Origin of the sequence: Nostoc sphaeroides (assembly GCF_003443655.1) — a bacterium.
Taxonomy (GTDB): domain Bacteria; phylum Cyanobacteriota; class Cyanobacteriia; order Cyanobacteriales; family Nostocaceae; genus Nostoc; species Nostoc sphaeroides.
In genome coordinates this window covers 1,699,652-1,718,108 of sequence record NZ_CP031941.1, presented here as the reverse complement: position 1 = coordinate 1,718,108, position 18,457 = coordinate 1,699,652, and the positions used below count along the sequence as shown (strand labels likewise).

13 protein-coding genes are annotated in these 18,457 nt (G+C 41.1%); 9 read left to right on the top strand and 4 right to left on the bottom strand.

Annotated elements, in window-relative coordinates; genetic code table 11:
• The first annotated feature begins 39 nt into the window (after positions 1-39).
• The 3 genes from D1367_RS07905 (at position 40) to D1367_RS07895 (ending at position 5,229) form a co-directional block, all read left to right on the top strand.
• The gene (locus D1367_RS07905) at positions 40-738 is read left to right on the top strand and encodes a rhomboid family intramembrane serine protease (RefSeq protein ID WP_118165455.1); all 699 of its coding nucleotides are present in this window, start codon (positions 40-42) and stop codon (positions 736-738) included.
• A 195-nt stretch (positions 739-933) separates the two neighbouring features.
• Positions 934-3,579, top strand: coding sequence for a PAS domain-containing hybrid sensor histidine kinase/response regulator (locus D1367_RS07900; RefSeq protein ID WP_118165453.1), 2,646 nt, complete (start codon positions 934-936; stop codon positions 3,577-3,579).
• Positions 3,580-3,915: 336 nt separating this feature from the next.
• On the top strand, positions 3,916-5,229 hold the full coding sequence (locus D1367_RS07895) for a GTPase family protein (protein WP_118171213.1): 1,314 nt from the start codon (positions 3,916-3,918) through the stop codon (positions 5,227-5,229).
• 201 nt (positions 5,230-5,430) lie between these two features.
• On the opposite strand, the gene ltrA is transcribed toward D1367_RS07895, so the two are convergent.
• Positions 5,431-7,353 (bottom strand): group II intron reverse transcriptase/maturase, encoded by a 1,923-nt coding sequence (gene ltrA / locus D1367_RS07890; protein WP_220451013.1) that lies wholly within the window; start codon positions 7,351-7,353, stop codon positions 5,431-5,433.
• 1,274 nt (positions 7,354-8,627) lie between these two features.
• On the opposite strand from ltrA, the gene D1367_RS07885 reads away from it, so the two are divergent.
• From D1367_RS07885 to D1367_RS07870, 3 genes are all read left to right on the top strand, one after another.
• Positions 8,628-9,668 (top strand): flavin monoamine oxidase family protein, encoded by a 1,041-nt coding sequence (locus D1367_RS07885; RefSeq protein WP_118165451.1) that lies wholly within the window; start codon positions 8,628-8,630, stop codon positions 9,666-9,668.
• Between the two features lie 83 nt (positions 9,669-9,751).
• Positions 9,752-11,314 carry a hypothetical protein gene (locus D1367_RS07875; RefSeq protein WP_228674859.1) on the top strand — a complete coding sequence of 521 codons (1,563 nt, stop codon included), beginning with the start codon at positions 9,752-9,754 and terminating at the stop codon, positions 11,312-11,314.
• Positions 11,311-11,547, top strand: coding sequence for an FAD-dependent oxidoreductase (locus tag D1367_RS07870; RefSeq protein WP_228674600.1), 237 nt, complete (start codon positions 11,311-11,313; stop codon positions 11,545-11,547). Before D1367_RS07875 ends, D1367_RS07870 begins: the two co-directional genes overlap by 4 nt.
• Positions 11,548-11,935: 388 nt before the next feature.
• Here the strand turns inward: D1367_RS07870 and D1367_RS07865 are convergent, their stop codons facing one another.
• Positions 11,936-13,168, bottom strand: a complete 1,233-nt coding sequence (locus D1367_RS07865; protein WP_118171205.1) for a DUF4336 domain-containing protein — start codon at positions 13,166-13,168, stop codon at positions 11,936-11,938.
• A 153-nt stretch (positions 13,169-13,321) separates the two neighbouring features.
• Between D1367_RS07865 and D1367_RS07860 the strand changes: the two genes are divergently transcribed.
• The 3 genes from D1367_RS07860 to D1367_RS07850 all read left to right on the top strand — a co-directional run bounded on the left by D1367_RS07860 (position 13,322) and on the right by D1367_RS07850 (position 16,721).
• Positions 13,322-13,942: a hypothetical protein gene (locus D1367_RS07860; RefSeq protein WP_118165448.1), complete on the top strand. Its 621-nt coding sequence runs from the start codon at positions 13,322-13,324 to the stop codon at positions 13,940-13,942.
• 23 nt (positions 13,943-13,965) lie between these two features.
• On the top strand, positions 13,966-14,928 hold the full coding sequence (locus D1367_RS07855; protein ID WP_118165446.1) for an acetamidase/formamidase family protein: 963 nt from the start codon (positions 13,966-13,968) through the stop codon (positions 14,926-14,928).
• 407 nt (positions 14,929-15,335) lie between these two features.
• Positions 15,336-16,721 (top strand): hypothetical protein, encoded by a 1,386-nt coding sequence (locus D1367_RS07850; protein WP_118165444.1) that lies wholly within the window; start codon positions 15,336-15,338, stop codon positions 16,719-16,721.
• A gap of 389 nt (positions 16,722-17,110) precedes the next feature.
• Here the strand turns inward: D1367_RS07850 and D1367_RS07845 are convergent, their stop codons facing one another.
• Both D1367_RS07845 and D1367_RS07840 read right to left on the bottom strand, forming a co-directional pair.
• Positions 17,111-17,689, bottom strand: coding sequence for an NADPH-dependent FMN reductase (locus D1367_RS07845; protein WP_118165441.1), 579 nt, complete (start codon positions 17,687-17,689; stop codon positions 17,111-17,113).
• Between the two features lie 218 nt (positions 17,690-17,907).
• Positions 17,908-18,444 (bottom strand): cysteine hydrolase family protein, encoded by a 537-nt coding sequence (locus D1367_RS07840; RefSeq protein ID WP_118165439.1) that lies wholly within the window; start codon positions 18,442-18,444, stop codon positions 17,908-17,910.
• Positions 18,445-18,457 lie beyond the last annotated feature (13 nt).

The window sequence follows — 18,457 nt, the reverse complement described above, 5'->3', positions numbered from 1 at the left end:
GACTAATGACTAATGACTAATGACTAATGACTAATCAATATGATTCCTATTAGTGATAATATTCGTTGTCGAACTAAGCCGATTATTAATTACTGGCTGATTGGTATTAATGTTGCCGTATTTTTATGGGAACTTAAACTAGATTTTAGTGGTGAATTGGGTTATTTTGTTAATAGTTGGGGTGTGATCCCAGCCCAGATTAGTGGGGCAATTACAAATGCATTACTTTACAACAATGCTGCTTGGATAATTGTAATTTGGCGAACATTTTCACTATTTGTTGCAATATTCTTACATGGCAGTTTTAGTCAAATATTGGGAAATCTGTTATTTTTATGGGTTTTTGGTAAAGCTGTCGAAAATATTCTGGGGCATAGACGCTATCTCGGATTTTATCTGGCTGCTGGCGCGATCGCATTTTGTGTGCAAATTCTGGCGGAACCGAGTTTGACAGTACCACTGATTGGGAGCAATGGCGCGATCGCAGCTGTTTTAGGAGCATATATTATAAAGTTTCCTAAAGCTAAAATTGACACAATTTTACCACTAATAATCTTGTATATTCCCATCGAACTTCCAGCTTTTTTCTATGTCTTTTGGTGGTTTGTACAACAATTATTTTATGGCATCGGCAGTTTAAATATTCCTCCTGTTGGCGTAAACCAATCGGGTGTTGTCTTCTGGGGACAGGTTGTGGGATTATTTATTGGTGCAGGTTTTATGCGTTTGAAGAGATAATTCATTACTAAATCACCACTAAGTGCAAAGTGTCTTGTCATCAGACATAGCTCTTAATCTCAGAGAATGTCTTTTTGCTAAAACCTTATGCACCTTTTGACGGATTACATTTTTTAGCTTAAAAATCCATACTGTAAAAGCTAGGGGATGCCTATTCTTCAAATCGGTATTGTTTAGTTATAAGCGGTGTGTAAGATGCCAAATGTTGATAAAATTAACCTTCAAGTCACTGATGAATTAGAAGCTCTGCGGCATCGTGTAGCTGAGTTAGAGCAATCAGAAATATTTTATCAGCAAAGGCAAGCAGCACTTGAAAACCAAGTAATAGAGCTAGAAAAAAAACTGGCGCTTGCATTAGAATATCCCCATATTCAAGCTGTTGAATATGATATCAAGCAGCATTTTGAACAGGGGACATCCACAGGCTTGAATGTGCCCATAGATGTAGCAGTAACTTTAGAACAACTCCAACAAGAAGTTGCAGAACGACAGCAAGTAGAAGCGTCACTGAGGGAAAGTGAAGAACGGCTGAGGCTAGCCCTAGAGGTTTCCCAGATGGGCTTGTGGGATTGGGATATTATTACCAATCAAGTCATCTGGTCTGAAAATTATGAATTGCTTTTTGGTGTGCTTCCAGGTAGTTTTGATGGCCCTTACGAAACGTTTCAGAAGTGCGTTTATCCTGAAGACAGGCAATCTGTAATGCAAGGGATCGCCCAGGCTTTACAACAAAAGTCTGACTACAACGATGAATTTCGCATAGTTCGATCAGACCAAAGTGTACATTGGATTTCTGCCAAAGGAAAATTTATCTACGACGATCGCGGGCAAGCGATGCGAATGATCGGCGTTTGTATGGAAACTACTGTTTGCAAGCAAGCAGAAGAAAGTACCCGTGAACTCACAAGCCAAGTGCAAGAACAGGCAAATATTTTAAATGCCATTCTCACCGCCTCAGTCGATCACATTTATATCTTTGATGGCAGAGGTTGTTATCAGTATGTAAGTCTTGATGCAGCTACTATACTAGGTTTCAAGCCCCAGGATCTTGTCGGAAAAACTTTGCAAGACCTGAATTTACCCACAGACCTTGTAGAACAAGTAGATAATCAACGACAAGCTGTGATGAAAACTGGGCAACCAATCAAGGATGAGTGTGAATATATTACCGGCGATGGATTACATTATTATGAATATATCCTCACACCATTACGGAATTCTAAGCAAACTATTGAAGGCGTAATTACAGTTTCTCGTGATATTACTGAACACAAACGAGCAGAAAAGATTTTACGTGAAAGTGAAGCCAGATTTCGGCGTTTGTTTGAATCCAACTTAATAGGAATTGCTTTTTGGAATGTGGATGGCTTTATTCTTGATGCCAATGATGCCTTTCTCCAGCTAGCTGGCTACACTCGTGATGATGCCACTTTGGGTAAAATTAATTGGAGAGAACTTACTCCTATTGAATATAAAGATTTAGACGATCGCGCCCTTTTGGAAGTGCAAACTACTGGAGTTTCGAGAATTTATGAGAAAGAATATCTCCAGCGCGACGGGAAACGAGTCCCAATTGTTTTGGGGATGGCCTTACTGAATGACTCCAAAAATAATGGTGTTGCTTTTGTACTAGATATTACCCATCGCAAATCAGTTGAGAAAGAATGCGATCGCCTCCTCGAACGAGAAATGAAAGCACGCAAAGAAGCAGAAATCGCCAACAAAGTCAAAGATGAATTTCTGGCGGTTCTCTCTCATGAACTGCGAACCCCACTCAACTCTGTTCTAGGGTGGTCGAAAATGTTGCGAACTCGTAATTTCGATGAAAAAACCACTAAGCACGCCTTAGAAACCATTGAACGCAACGCCAAGTTACAAACTCAGCTAATTGAAGATTTATTGGATGTGTCTCGCATCCTCCAAGGAAAATTAAACTTGAATGTCTGTCCAGTAAACTTGGTAACGGTGGTTGAAGCCGCACTAGAGACAGTAAAACTCGCAGCTCAAGCTAACTCAATTCAAATTCAAACGATATTTGATCCCACTTTGGGACAAGTCATGGGCGATCCAAATCGGCTTGTGCAAGTTGTGTGGAATCTACTTTCTAATGCAGTCAAATTTACGCAACCAGGCGGACGGGTAGAAATTCGACTGATGGAAGTTGGTAATCAAGCTCAAATTCAGGTCAGCGATACAGGTAAGGGAATTAGCCCAGAGTTTTTGCCTTATGTGTTCGATTACTTTCGCCAAGCTGATAGCACAATTACGCGGGCATTTGGTGGATTAGGTTTAGGATTAGCGATCGTGCGTAAGGTTGTAGAGATGCATGGGGGAAATGTTCAAGCCGAAAGTCCTGGAGAAGGATTGGGTACCACTTTCACCGTTGAACTACCGCTTTTAGTTAGAAGTGAACAGATCACGCGTGGAGAGAATGAGTCTTTAGATTCTCACGCTGATTCCTCACTGCTTTCCGATACTCAAGTTTTGGTCGTGGACGATGAACCAGATATCCGCGACTTAATTACCTTTATTTTGCAAGACTACGGTGTACAAGTAACTGCCGTATCTTCAGCACAGGAGGCATTACAAGCGCTATCTGAGTCGATACCAGATGTTTTAATTAGCGATATTGGAATGCCAAAGACAGACGGTTATATGCTGATGCGTGAAGTGCGATCGCGATCGCCAGGGCAAGGAGGATTAGTACCAGCGATCGCTCTGACGGCTTATGCAGGCGAAATGAATCAGCAGCAAGCATTAGCAGCCGGATTCCAAATGCATATTTCTAAACCAGTAGATCCAGATGCATTGGTGAAAGCGATCGTTGATTTGATTAATTAGTCATTTGTCACTTGTACTGAGCGTAGTCGAAGTATTGGTCATTTGTCATTTGTCACTTGTACTGAGCGTAGTCGATACAATGGCATTGTCAGTCAAAACAATCGCATTGTCAGTCGATACAATCGCATTGTCAGCCGATACAATCGCATTGTTAGCCGATACAATGAATTTGCCTTGCTACGTTTCTTTACGGCGACGGTTCCTTTAGGAGTGTGAGATGAGACACCGCTACCTCCAAAATGCGATCGCCCAAGTATATACACTACTAACGATACTGGTTATCCCTTTGAGAATCGCTATAAGATGAGTAAAAGCGTCTTCTACGTTTAGATGGAAATGACTGAGCAAGATGATTCTCAGCAATTGAGTGAACCGACTGATGGAGCAACTACCAAATCGGTCGATGATTCCTGGACAAACCGCATTGCTGGTGTCTGGAACAAAGCAACAACACATCTAACGCAACTACTACCCGTAGAACAAGTGGCACAGACGGTTGTTGAATGGTTTAGTGTGAGTGAAACTCAGGTTGCCGAGATTTTAGAGAAAATCCGAGCCGAACTGCCAACTACTGAAGCGCTGCTGATTGGTAAACCCCAAGCGGGAAAAAGTTCAATTGTCCGGGGATTGACGGGAGTTTCTGCCGAAATTGTCGGTCAGGGATTTCGTCCTCACACGCAACACACCCAGCGCTATGCCTATCCTTCCAATGACCTGCCGTTGCTGATTTTTACTGATACAGTCGGGTTGGGTGATGTTAAACAAGATACTCAAACAATTGTCCAGGAGTTAGTTGGCGATTTAAAAAAGGAAACTCGTTCCGCGAGAATCCTGCTTCTCACACTCAAAATCAATGATTTTGCAACTGACACGCTAAGACAAATTGCTCAACAGTTGCGCCAGAAGTATCCAAATATTCCCTGTTTGCTGGTAGTTACTTGCTTGCACGAGGTTTATCCTACCGATACCGTCGATCATCCTGCCTATCCACCAGACTATCAAGAAGTCAACCGCGCATTTGTGGCAATCCAACAAGCCTTCGCAGGAATAAGCGATCGCTCTGTACTCATTGACTTTACCCTAGAAGAAGATGGCTATAATCCGGTATTTTATGGCTTAGAAGCACTGCGAGATTCCTTAGCAGAACTACTCCCAGAAGCAGAAGCGCAGGCGATTTATCAACTATTAGATCAAGAAGAAGCTGGGAAGCAACTTGGTAATCTTTACCGAGATGCTGCACGCCGTTATATTTTGCCATTTGCGATTATGTCTGCCACTCTTGCGGCTGTACCTCTGCCATTTGCGACAATGCCCGTACTCACTGCATTGCAAGTATCAATGGTGGGATTGTTGGGTAAATTATATGGACAGACAGTTACTCCATCTCAGGCGGGAGGCGTTGTGAGTGCGATCGCAGGTGGTTTTTTAGCACAGGCAATTGCACGAGAGTTAATTAAATTTATACCAGGTTTTGGTAGTGCGATCGCCGCCTCTTGGGCAGCTGCCTATACCTGGGCACTAGGCGAAGCAGCCTGCGTTTACTTTGGTGATTTAATGGGAGGTAAGAAACCCGATCCCCAGAAAATTCAATTGGTGATGCAAGAAGCGTTTCAGGCGGCAAAAGAACGGTTTAAGGAAATCAAACGTTAAGACTTGCTTAAGCGAACTACTATCTTGACACTCCTCGCGCCTATTGGCACGAGGATTCTTGAATCAATGAGATCACTTAACTTGGAGTCCTTGCGTCATCCGAGCCAGAGGTGAGGCTCTCCTCAAGGGTAGGGTCGAGGTGTGCATTACTGCATCACCCCTCCCATTCGGAACCGTGCTTGCGACTTTCACCGCACACGGCTACTCAGTATGTTGTCCATTTGTCATATCGGACTTCCTGACAGCATGACCTATGAAATTAGGAATATCATGTATCCACTCCCAGTTAGTTTTATTCCAAAATTGAGAAAGTTTCTCTCGGAATTTGGAGTGGTCTTTCTTTCGTATTTCTATTAGGTCAAGTGCGGTCTTTTCGTCGTGACAATGCCGATGTAATAATTGCAGATTTTTATACTCATCCTTGCCTCTTAATGCTCTGGGGATTTTGTGGTCTACTTCTAAAACATCCCATTCTTGGAAGCTTAACCCGCACCAAGGACATTTACCCTTTTGAAGTTTTAACAACTTAGCCTTACGATTAGGCATTTGGGGGTGTATCCCTAGTCTTTTACTCCAATAAACTGTGTCGCCATCGTAAGGGCTTTTATCGCTTTTAACTTTTACATAGTCAGTGCTACTGCAAGCAAACTCATTATGATTAAGTAACCGGAGGGGGTTCGCTGTCCCTTCCCTGGTTGCGAATACCCAGTTGTTACCGCCAATGGAAGTCCAATATTTGATGTGTCCATCATTTATGTTTCCACATCGGCGTTTTGCCCATCGTCGAAGTTTCAGGTATGTGAGGTAGTCTTGTTTCGCTAGTTCTCCGACGTTTTTTGCGTCGGATTTTGAATAGTAGGAAGTCCATCCCCTTATGACAGGGTTGAGGTCTGTTATGACTGCCACTTGGGGCGAAGACCTATGTTTTTTGATGATTCTTCCGACTTCCTCACTATGAGCCTTACTCGCCTTCTTGGTGGGGGTGATGAGTGTGTTAAAACCTAATATTTTCCCGTGTCCATTTCTGTTACTGCGGTACTTCCCTGCTGGGTATTGCTGGATGTGATGACCGAGAAAGTCAAATCCGGCTTTACCATCCTCACTAAAATCCGGCAGGAGTGTGTGAGTTAGCCGGGTTTTTTCAGGTTTTAACTGCAAGCCTATGTCTTTTAACCATTCCGAGATTATTTCTCGGCATCTTTGGACAACGGTTATGTTTTCGTGGAGAACCACAAAATCATCGGCATAGCGGATTAAGTTCAGGCTGGCTAGATTATCCCGTTTACCATGACCTTTTCTGGTGGGCAGGGTTTCTGCATACTGTTTAATTCGTTCTTCCATACCGTGGAGGGCTATATTTGCCAAAAGTGGAGAGATGACCCCACCTTGCGGCGTACCCTCAGATGTGGCAGTAAAGGCTCCTTTGTCTATTACCCCGGATTTCAGCCAAGCTTTAATTTGTTGCCTGACTTTACCCTTGATGTTCAACTTTTGGAGAAGTGCTTCATGGTTGATGCGGTCAAAGCATTTGGCTATATCCGCGTCTAACACGAATTTTGCCTTGTTTTGAATACAGAGTTTAATCTGTTTTATCGCATCGTGGCATGACCTTCCAGGTCTAAAACCATAGGAGTTTGGTTCAAATACCGCCTCCCATTCTGGTTCAAGTGCAGCTTTTGCTACAGCTTGTAGTGCGCGGTCGTAAATTACGGGTATTCCTAATGGGCGTTTTTCATCTCTTCCTGGTTTTGGAATCCATACTCTACGGGTGGGTTTGGATTTGCCAGTTAGCTTTAATTGCCCTGCCAGTTCAAAACGTGCTTTTGGGGGCAATGATTTCACACCGTCCACACCTGCCGTCTTTTTACCTTGGTTTTCAACTGTTACCCTACGTACCGCTAACACTCTGTTAGACCAAGACCTCATCAGCGTATGCTGGAGTTTACGGCATTGCTTGACATCACCACGGCGGGAAGCAGCATAGATGCGTTTTTGCAACTTAAAAACATATCTTTCAGCTTGTTGCCAATTGATTGTTTTCCATCCCTCGATATTCATTTCTGAATCCGAATTAGGCTTATTCATAGCTACTGTTACCTCTAGCTTTCCCACACTGCGGCTCATGTCTGCTTATCCTGGCAGTTACGCCATCCCTTTTCAGGCATTACCCGTTGATTCGGGTTAGGCATTTGCTTCTTGAGTCATCCTGCGCCTTCGTGTCTTATGGCTGATGCCTACCTGTTACCAATTTCAGGAGAACATGAAGGGTTGTTTCGTTCCCAGTATCCATAGTTGAGCTTTTAGGGCGTGTCTCTCCACCGAGGTTAAGAGTGGTGCGCTATCACGGCTAACGAATCCTGATAGTCTCTACCTTTGCCGGATATTTCCAACACAAGGAATGAAATTAGCTTATTTTCCTTGTTCACCCAATGACGGTGGTTCAGGCGACACTTCGCTTTTTTTTCTACCCATTGAACTCTTGCTTGCAGTAGGTGCTTTCAGCAATTGCCACCTATTCCTGCTTTCACCCCCGCTTTACACCTTTGATAATCAGTCTAGGATGTAGGGGCTACCAGAATTCTGGTAGTTTGTGTGCTTTTAATCCCGCACCAGGACAGTAGGACTTGGTGTATTTTTGACTGGGTTATAATTTAAGTTGAGTAACTTTAAATCTTTCCCTTTATCTTCTAGCTTTCTTGGCTATTGGCTCGGCTAGATTTCCACACCTACATGGATAGTGAGTTGTCATTGATTGAGGATAAAAGTGCGAACTCTACCCAACGAGGTTACTCAATCAAAGCCAGTCATCCTCCTTATTCAGGTTTCGACTGAACGAATCGCACCGTTACTTCGGGTATGCCCTACCCTAGTTGCATTAATGCAAGTCCTGTTTAGTTTGAAACAAATAGTCTCAAAATTCTGAGTCGTGTTTCGACTTCGCTCAACACAAGTCTAGCTCCTATAAATCTTTTACCTACTGCTAGGAGGAAACTAGAATAATGCAGTAGAACCGCATAGATTCAATTATCAAGGTTCAGTGCTTTGTCTTTCGACGGCTAGGTTTTTTAAGTGGTTGATTACCTTTCCACTACAATTAGTATACCAGCTATAGGACTCATATCTGATTTCTGAACAAGATTTCAGATAAAACCCTGATAAAACGGGCTTTTCAGTCTCAGTATATTTTCAGAAATCAAATCGGAGTCCTATATCTTAGTACACTAATGAATTAAAAGCCGTGCTAGAAGCACGGGGCTTTAAACCCAATTTTTCGGTAAATCTACTGACACTGCTATATTCAGTTTGGAATCCTATTCTGTACATTTGTAGCTTTATTTAGCCGAGAAATTAAGAATACCCTAAATTGCTATCCTTCCCCAATCACTAGTTCCGCATCTATGTTCAACCTAAATCGCCGTCAGTTTTTATTGCGGAGTACTCTAGCGATCGCCGCAACTATCACCTACGATCGAGTACAAGCTCAAAAACCACCTTCCCCAGGCGCTTTGCCCAAGGGATTACCGCGTCAAAAGGTGCTTATTGTCGGTGCAGGGATTTCCGGTTTAGTAGCAGCGTATGAATTAACAGCAGTTGGTCATGATGTCACCGTTTTAGAAGCAAGGAAACGTGTCGGTGGTAGAATTTTAACTCTGCGAGGAGCCTTCCAAGGAGAGGATTTAGTAGAACTTGGAGCCGCTAGAATTCCACCCAATCATCATTTAACCCTTGGTTACATCAAACATTTTGGTTTAAGACTTTCACAGTTTGCGCCGACAGATGGGAAATATCTGACGATGAAAGACGGAAAACCTCTATTAGTCGCAGCGAAAGAACTATTTCAAAATCAACCACAAATGCGTGCCCAAGAGATTCAAAAACTGAGGGATGGATTTGATCTACTTCCCCAAGCATTTGCCCAAGCATTGACTAAAAAAATTAAACTTGATGAGCCTGTTGCTCGGATCGTAGAAACATCTAATGGTGTTGAAGTGTCGTGCTTGTCAGGGCAACGATATCTTGCTGATTGTGTGTTGTGTACTGTCCCGTTAACTGTTTTAAATCAAATTACTTTTTCACCTGAGCTATCTCCGGCAAAAAAACAGGCTGCGGTAGGAGGATATAACTATCGAGCAGCAACCCGTGGCTTTGTTAAATTTCCTAATCGCTTCTGGGAAAAAGATAACTTAAATGGGTGGGGATTTTTCGAGGATGAAGAACTGTGGCATACTACTTGGGATAAACCTGAAAAGACAGGTATTCTTCATGCCTATCTCAAAGGAGAAAAAGCTCTTGAGATGGATGCTTTTGAGGGCGAAGCTCAACAGAAAAAATTACTCCAGCATTGGGAGAAGATTTTGCCTGGGGTAAGTAATTACTCTGTGCGATCGCACTTTCATTCATGGACAAAAGATATCTGGTCAAAAGGAGGCTGGGCCTAGGCTAGGCTGTTGACTTTGTGGGTTTTTGAGCGATATTTCTCATACAATAACTATGTCGCCTTTTCTAGAGGAGTTAAAAGCTAATGGAATTCAAAAGTCCAACCAGCAGATTAGCCCGTTTATTTCGTGTAGGTCGAGATAATTGGAAACAAAGAGCTTTAGAAAAACAGAAAAAACTCAGAGCTTTAGAAATAAAAGTAAGAGATTTATCAGCGTCACGAGAGTATTGGAAAAGCCGTGCGATCGCTGCTGAACAAGGAGTAACTAAAGAGAGTAGGGAGGTGTTCGCAGAGGAAAAAAAGATGAATATAGACTTAATAAAGTCTAATTTAGAAACAAGTAGCAAAATCGAAGATTTGAATGCTAAAAATCATCACTATACAGTTGATATAGTAATGATAAGTATACAACTTTTAATTAAATGTGGCATCATTTTTAGAGGAATAGAAAAAACTCTAGAGTTATTTAATAACTTAGAAGAGAAAACTCCCAGTTTTACTTGTATAAGGAAATGGCTAGGTCGGATTGGATTATCCGAACTTAATCGTGAAAAAGAATATCGAAGCGATTGGATATTTATTGTCGATTTTACATTGGAATTAGGAAAACAAAAAGCTCTTGTAGTTTTAGGTGTTTCACAACAACATCTGGTTGAAGAAATTATTCCTTATGGACGAGGAGTTTCTCACGGAGACGTAGAGCTTTTAGGGTTAGAAATAATGTCATCGACAACAGGAGAAATTATCAAGCAGAAACTGGATGAAATTAGCTTACGGGTTGGTAAACCAATACAAATAGTGGCTGATCACGGTAGTGACCTGTCTCGGGGAATAAAGCTTTATAAACAGGAGAATGAAGACTTAATTTATACTCATGATGTAACTCATGCAATGGCTTTACTTTTAAAATATGAGTTAGATTCTGATGATAAATATCAGTTATTTATCCAAAAATGTAACAGATGCAGGCAACAGTTACAACAAACTGAATTATCTTTTTTATCTCCACCCACACAACGTTCCCAGTGTCGCTATTTTAATATTGAAAGGCTCACTGAATGGGGTCTAAAGTTGTTGAGTTCACAATTAGATACTTTGGTTGAATTGGTTAAAGATATCGACCCAAGCGTGATTAAGAAGAAATTAATAGATAAATTAGGATGGTTAGTTGATTATCAATCAGAACTAGTTCGTTGGCATCAAATGACTGTGCTTACTAGGACTCTTGAAACTCAATTAAAAAAATTAGGAATTAATCAGCAGTCTCTCACTAATTTTGAGAAAAACCAGTTTGAAGTCGATAGTGAGCTATTAAATTTTCAGCAACATATTTGTGATTACGTGGTCATTCAAAGTTCTCACATCAAGGACGAAAAAACTTTTTTAGCAACTTCTGATGTGATTGAATCGCTGTTTGGAAAATATAAGCAATTTTCTGCACGTTGTCCATTTAAGGAGATGGGTCAGATGTTGCTAACAATTTGTTTATCTACCATGAATTTAACAAATACAATTGTTAAAAATGCGCTGGAAGCAATTAGTTTTGCTGATGTTGAAGCATGGTTGGCTGAAGTTTTTGGTCAATCTATGCTCTCGAAAAGAAAAACCCTATTCTCGGAGTTCGTTGACGACACAAAAACTGCATGAGCGAAAAACGCCTAAAAAGGCACAAAGTCAACAGCCTAGGCTGGGCCTATCCAACAGATGAACAGGAGAAGAAACTATTTTCAGAATTAGGGAAGTCAGAAGGAAATATTTATTTCGCTGGAGAGCATACTTCTAAGACCAGAGGCTGGCTTCAAGGAGCATTAGAATCTGGACTTAACGCTGCTAAAGAAATTAACTTTGCTGGCTCTACCGTTCCTTTGATGAAAAGTTGACACTTCATATAGTCATCACTGTTACTATAACTGGGTTTGAGCCGAAAAAGTATACTAGACCCGATTGTGTTACAAAAATCGCTGCCGATCCTAGCTATCTAATATCAAATCCGGGTAAATGCACATAGTTAAAATATGCCACAACCCTTGTAATTTATGGGTTAGGTTCTGCGGTAACAGTGTGCAATCAAGCGGATTTGATATAATTGGTATACAAAGCAGGTAATACCAATTTGAAAAAAGAATGCGACAAATAGACCATTTGTAGAGACGCGATGAATCGCGTCTTTACCCTAGTATGTGTTGCAATCATTAATTGAATTGGTATAAGCTGATATTGCATCTAGTAGCAGTAAAAATTAGAAACTCCAGTCATCAAACTCACGCCCTACACTTTCTCCTTTGCTGCTGGCACAATGCCAAACTTATTTAAACCTGCATCGATTTCTTTAAGTAGCTTAAAATCCTCCTCTGGTAAGGGATAGCTGCTACTGCTGAACAAACCCGCACTGACAGCAGGCTGCTTTTCCAAAAAAGAGAAAGCTTGGCGAAACTGATACGGCTCGGCTTTAATCGGTGAATCAAAGTGACAAGGAATAATCCACTCGAAGTCCCAACTTGCAACTTTATCAGCCCAGTCAATGGTTTCCTTCGGTGCGCGGTTGAGAATCAGTGTCTGTAAAATTGGGGCGACAAATAAACGCCCATTCCCTCGCAAAGCATCAAACGATCGCTGCCAGTTTTCTTCCCATTTAAAAGGGTACAATCCAAAATACGCTTTCCTTGAGCGTTCTGGAGCTTTCAAGGCATCTTGCAACACCTGACTCCATTGGCGGATATTTAGGGCGCTTGGTTGAAAGTATAAAGCAAACAACGAGATGCGCCCCCATCCCTTACGGCGATTTACTTGAATGTCTGCAACAATATCAGTAGCATGATCCTTGGCATGGAATAGTAAGGGATATGGATCTAAAAGTGCGATCGCAGGTGGATCTTCTGGGATAGAAAGTACACAATCTGTTACTAAAAGAGTATGCGATCGCTTATGAAAAAAAGCAACTTCTGCAAACCGACCAGGGCCAAGCTCGATGGGCCCCAGCATCGCATAATCAAACTCGTCAGCAAAGGGTGTTTTGCTACTATCTTCTGGAAGTACTTGAGTTCGTTTCGGTGGTAAACCAAGCCAGCTAAGGGGAAGATTTAGCGGGAAACTCCACTGATGGGGAGCCACAAACACCTGTGCAGTCGGAAAATATCTGGCGAAGGGGCCGACGAATACTTTATGTTCTATGCCGGAGATAGTTGGCAGGATAATGTACTTAACGTTACCGTGTTTAGCCACCAACTCATTCACAAGCCTGATACACTCTGGGGTTGGTGCAACAGGTGCGTAGACAAGAAGACCCCCAGTTTCGAGCTTAACCACAGTCATGCGAATCGGCACAACAACGTAGAAAATGCCCTGAATCTGGTCAAAATTCCAAATTGTGTCCTTGACCACTTCTTTGCGGATTGTCTGCCGCCTGCCATAAGGGTAGAGTGGCACAACAGGCCATAGTTTCCACGAGAAGTCTTTTGGATGTATCTGTTGTGTATTGACTATGCGTTCATCATCAGCCACTCTGCGATCGCCTCCAAATTCCCTGCTCAAATTGTTTTTATTTGCTATCCCCAAAGTTGGAGTTTAGCAAATTATTGAGATAATAATAGCAATTGGTAATTCATAATTTGTAATTCGTAATATCTTTGATGTGGTTCCTTCACGAGGAAAATCATGAGTAAATATAGAATTTTAAAACCTGAGCAAAGTTACACTTTTAGTCAATATTTTTTGTTACCTAACCCAACAATAGATATAGTAGCTGAGTTTGAGTACAGCTACGATCGCACAGAGCTAGAATTACCAAGATACTTTGCTGATATTAGCTATTTAGAATTTTTGCAAAATTACTTACAGCGCAATATTAAGCTTTTTAACCCAACGGCTGAGATATCAATCAGAGAATTTATGATTGCTCCTATTCTTGCTGAAATCTGCCCTCAGACAAAAGCTCAACTATATAGTGAGTATCCAATTAATGTGGATGAAAAGCTCAAAGGTACTTTGAATTATTACTTACATAAATCTAACTCTCTATTGGTGATTGAAGCAAAACAATCAGATATCAGAAGGGGGTTTACACAACTAGCAGTAGAATTAATAGCTCTAGATCAGTCTCTAGATGATCAATCATTAATTTTATTTAGCGCAGTTACTAATGGAGATGACTGGAAATTTGGTACACTCAATAGACAACAGAAGCTAATTACAGAAGATATTAAACTTTATCGTGTTCCTGAAGGTTTAGAAGATTTGGTACGAGTATTAGTAGGCATTCTTTCATCTGAATTTTAAATTTTGAATTGGAGCGAAGCGACGTGACTCATTATATTTTAAAAGCTACTAAGGAAACCGTGCATCTGGGTGGTTTCTCGCATCTGTTAAAACCAGCACTTACTATTGATTCTGGCGATACGGTTGATGTGGAAACTTATACTGGTTACTACGTTTATGACAAAGCACCACCTGAATTTGTCACACCAGAATTTCTCTACATTTGCCAAAATCTTTTACCAGAACGCAAAATTGCTGGGGGGCCGCATTTACTCACAGGGCCGATTTATGTGCGCGATGCCGAACCAGGGGATGTTTTAGAAGTACAATTAGATGCGATCGCACCTAGTTTACCCATCGGTTTCAATGCCATTCGTACAGGTTGGGGAGCTTTACCACATCAGTTTCCTCAACCTGCGTTGAGATTCATTCCTCTAGATTTAGCAAACAATATCGCTGAATTTCCGGCGGGTACTGGCATAAAAATTCCCCTCAAACCGTTTTTTGGAATTCTTGGTGTAGCTACTCCAGAAACCTCTCGAACTTCTGTTCCACCCGGTTCTTACGGCGGTAATATCGACAACCGGGAATTACAAGCTGGTTCTCGTTTATTTTTGCCAATTTTCGTACCAGGTGCATTATTTTCTATTGGTGATGGGCATTCTGCACAGGGAGATGGCGAGGTAAATGTCACCGCCATTGAAACTTCCATGAACGGTAGAATTACCCTCAAACTTCGCAAAGATTTACAACTGATAACACCAATTGCCGAAACTCCAACTCATATCATCACAATGGGCTTTGCTCAAACTTTAGATGAAGCCTTAGAACTTGCTTTAAAAAACATGATTGATTTTCTGGAACGCTTTGCAAATTTATCGCCAGAAGACGCTTATGTATTGTGTAGTTTAGCTGTGAATTTTCATATCACTCAAGTTGTGAACAGTCCCCAAAAAGGTGTGCATGGAATGCTACCCAAATCAATTTTGTCTAATAGTGTGTTTTAAAAGTGGGGAACTATATTTTGTATTAGTCCACCTCCGTGGACTTCGCTTGTAAAGATATATTTCTCTTTGTCTAAAAATAAATGTGAGCGAGAAATAGCTTTTAAAGGCTGAAAGTAAGACTGATTAAGAACAGTGCAAATATTTGTTTCAAGAGATTATATTTCCTTAACCTTGAACTACTATCGAAAATTTATTGATAGTGGTAATAATAAATTTGTAGTAAGTAAGTAAGCGGAAAAATTCATAACTATGTCATTGCGAGTGGAACGAAGTGAAACGAAGCAATCGCAAAGGTTTCGAGCATTTTATATTTCGTTACATAGTTAGGTTTGTTTATGCCCACCTACTTACGATGTTCAGCCACATTCTAATACAACCAACCAATTGAAATAACCAAGGGATAAATTATGGCTCCAGTATCTGACATCGTTTTTGTACAAGACTTGACAGGATCGTTTGCGGACGACTTGCCCAATCAAAGAGTCCTACTTCCGGCAGTGGTAAATCGGTTAAGCAACCCGATTTTGGCAACTATCTTTGGTGCTGACCTTAAACTTGGTCTTGCCTCTTTCAAGGATAAGCCAATTTCGCCTTTGGGTGGTCTCGGTGACTACGTTTATCGACCAGAACTCGCTTTGACAAATAATATAACGGCAGTTAAGGCGATAATCAATGGTTTTAGTGCCTCTGGTGGTGGTGATTTCCCCGAATCACAGTTAGACGCACTCTTGTACGCAGCTTTAGATAGCGGTGGCAGTCTCAGTTACAGAGTAGGTTCATTTCGCGTTGTTATATTAAGCACCGATGCTTCATATCACGTTGCGGGCGATCGTGCAGCAGTTAGTCCAAGTACTACTATCCCTAATAACGGAGATAGTGTAATTAATCCTGTTGAAGATTATGCAACGATTTCACAAGTAAAAACTGCGCTAGAAGCAAATAACATTATTCCAATTTTTCTCGCTACGAGTGATGTTGTAAACAATTACAAGGAACTAGTCACCCAGCTTGGTCGAGGTGGTGTACTGCCTCTTGGTTCTAGAAGTGAGAATGTTGCTGATGCCATAAAAGAGGCAGTTGCTCGAGCCCGAAATGTGGTTAGTGATAATTTGGGGACATCTGGAGTCGATTTTATTAATGGTGCGTCTTTCTCTTCGACAACTGGCGATAAGGTTGTTTTTGTCGGGGACGGTGATGATAATGTTTCGCTCGCTGGTGTTACTGGCAACCATTTCATTGATGGAGGAGCCGGTTCTGACGTCCTTTTTGGTGGATCTGGAGCGGACACAGCAGATGGGGGCAGTAATAACGACAACCTCGTAGGGGGCAATGGTAACGATATTCTCTTTGGCAGCAGTGGAGATGATATTCTAACCGGGAACGACGGCAACGACTACCTACAGGGTGATAGTGGCAACGACGTCCTAACAGGAGGCGCAGGTTCAGATACGTTTGCATTTACAACAGGATCAAGGTTTGTTATTAGTGAACTTGGATCTGATACTATTCAGGACTTCACTCCTGGTGCAGACAAGATCCAACTATCGAAAACTACCTTTACCGCTCTAAGTAACTTTGTCTTCCCAACTGCATTAAATGTCGCAGACTTTGCCACAGTGACTACCGATGCTTCAGCAGAACTTAGTGGCGCGGAAATTGTTTACAATAGCGCTAATGGCAGCCTGTTCTATAACCCTAATGGTTTGGCTGGTGGATTTGCTGAAGGAGGTCGATTTGCACAATTGACTAGTAACCCCACCTTAACTGCTGCAAGTTTCGAGGTCGTTGTGTGATTTAGTTTAATTTTAAACTTAACTAAAAGCGATCTTCTTATTAAAAGGATGTTTTAAAAGGGTCTTTTGCTCTCATATTTAGCACACTGAGGGATTTCAGTACATGGCTAAAACCTTAATTTTTGTTGTACTGAACCCAGTAGAGAACAGTTAAATTCTACCTTAAGGAACTTTCAAAACATCCTCTGAACCCAGCGAATTGGAGTGAAGTATCTCGTTATGTGCCTAAAGCCCTACGTTCTTCGCTCCATTTTATTCATTTGAGAATGACAAAATTGTACCTTCTTAGTCATTACCACGCGCCAAAAGTTGACTCGTAAATTGCTGCTTAACTGTTATCATGAGACTCAATATAAATCTATGAAATCAGTTATATTACAAAGAATAATTTAATTAAGCTTCAGCAATATTTTTGTTAAGCCATCGCCTAGCTTTTCAATAGATTCTTGCTGTTTAGGATCTACTAACGTGCCATCAGGATTGAAGGCTTCGTAAGCTTTGGATACTGCTATTTGATCGGGAAGTACTAAAACTTTGATGTTTCCCAAAATAGAGCGCAGGTGAACCAAACCCCGCAAACCACCAAAACCGCCTGGGGAAGCGCTCATAATAGTAGCAACCTTACCTGCAAAAGCAGCTAACGGTGCTTCATTTGGGGCTGGACGGGATGCCCAATCAATGGCATTCTTCAAAACTGGTGTGAGTGAACTGTTATATTCCGGCGAAGCAATCAGCAATCCTTGATGAGAAATCATCAAATCTTTGAAAGTCCGGGCGTTGGCTGGTAGTCCTTCTTGAGCTTCCAAATCTTCATCAAATAGAGGTAAAGGCAAATCGCGGAGGTCTATATAAGTCACTTCTGCGCCTGCTGCTTGAGCGCCAGCCGCCGCGATTTTTACCAATTTTTTGTTGTAAGACTCAATCCGAGTGCTGCCTGCAAAGGCGAGGATTTTAGGTGTAGATGCCATAATTCTAGATTGAATGGGAAGGATTAACCTGTTCACCTGCATTATCCTGTTTTCAGGCGATCGCTATATACCACCTTTAGATTTTCTTTATAAAGCTCGTACCTGCGGAATGTGGGTTGAAACCATAAACTCCAATTTGATTTTTTGATTTTTTAAAATATCCTGAGGACAAAGAGCCAGTTTTATCTAAAATTATGTTCAAAAATCAGATAGAATTCTTATACTAACTGTAAGTATTTATTTAGATTCTGCCTATCTAGGGGTTCAGTTACAATATGATTTACTCCAATCATCTGACTTAATATTAAAATACCTGCTTGGTGAAATTTATCACCTCCAGTTGATGCTGAATAATATTCTAAGATATAAGAGATAATATTGTTTTCAAAAAAATCAATGGCAGTTTTTAAAACACAAGACTCAGTATCCAAGCCACAAATAAATACTTTTTGGATATCATTACTTTTTAGGAAATTAAGTGTCTCTTCGTTACAAGCGGTATATATAGTTTTATCAAAAATAACTTGAGCAAATGGTTCAATATCATCCACGATTTTTTGTTCAATTTCTGATATAAGATTGTGCCAATGTAGATATTTGACATAAGGACTATTAAGCGTATTTATAAATTTTGTGAAAATGACGTGTTTAAAGATATTTTGCTCTAATAAGGATTTAACCCTTTGTGGAATATGGCTTGTATTTGGAGTGATAAATCCATTTTGAATATCAATGATAAATAGACAGAAGTTCATATAGTAACTACTA

Excerpts from the sequence above, each read along its gene's own strand:
- D1367_RS07840 (WP_118165439.1), bottom strand. The coding sequence starts at position 18,444 with ATGAACTTCTGTCTATTTATCATTGATATTCAAAATGGATTTATCACT.
- D1367_RS07875 (WP_228674859.1), top strand. The coding sequence starts at position 9,752 with ATGGAATTCAAAAGTCCAACCAGCAGATTAGCCCGTTTATTTCGTGTA.
- D1367_RS07905 (WP_118165455.1), top strand. The coding sequence starts at position 40 with ATGATTCCTATTAGTGATAATATTCGTTGTCGAACTAAGCCGATTATT.
- D1367_RS07895 (WP_118171213.1), top strand. The coding sequence starts at position 3,916 with ATGACTGAGCAAGATGATTCTCAGCAATTGAGTGAACCGACTGATGGA.
- D1367_RS07870 (WP_228674600.1), top strand. The coding sequence starts at position 11,311 with ATGAGCGAAAAACGCCTAAAAAGGCACAAAGTCAACAGCCTAGGCTGG.
- D1367_RS07860 (WP_118165448.1), top strand. The coding sequence starts at position 13,322 with ATGAGTAAATATAGAATTTTAAAACCTGAGCAAAGTTACACTTTTAGT.
- ltrA (WP_220451013.1), bottom strand. The coding sequence starts at position 7,353 with ATGAGCCGCAGTGTGGGAAAGCTAGAGGTAACAGTAGCTATGAATAAG.
- D1367_RS07885 (WP_118165451.1), top strand. The coding sequence starts at position 8,628 with ATGTTCAACCTAAATCGCCGTCAGTTTTTATTGCGGAGTACTCTAGCG.
- D1367_RS07845 (WP_118165441.1), bottom strand. The coding sequence starts at position 17,689 with ATGGCATCTACACCTAAAATCCTCGCCTTTGCAGGCAGCACTCGGATT.
- D1367_RS07900 (WP_118165453.1), top strand. The coding sequence starts at position 934 with ATGCCAAATGTTGATAAAATTAACCTTCAAGTCACTGATGAATTAGAA.
- D1367_RS07850 (WP_118165444.1), top strand. The coding sequence starts at position 15,336 with ATGGCTCCAGTATCTGACATCGTTTTTGTACAAGACTTGACAGGATCG.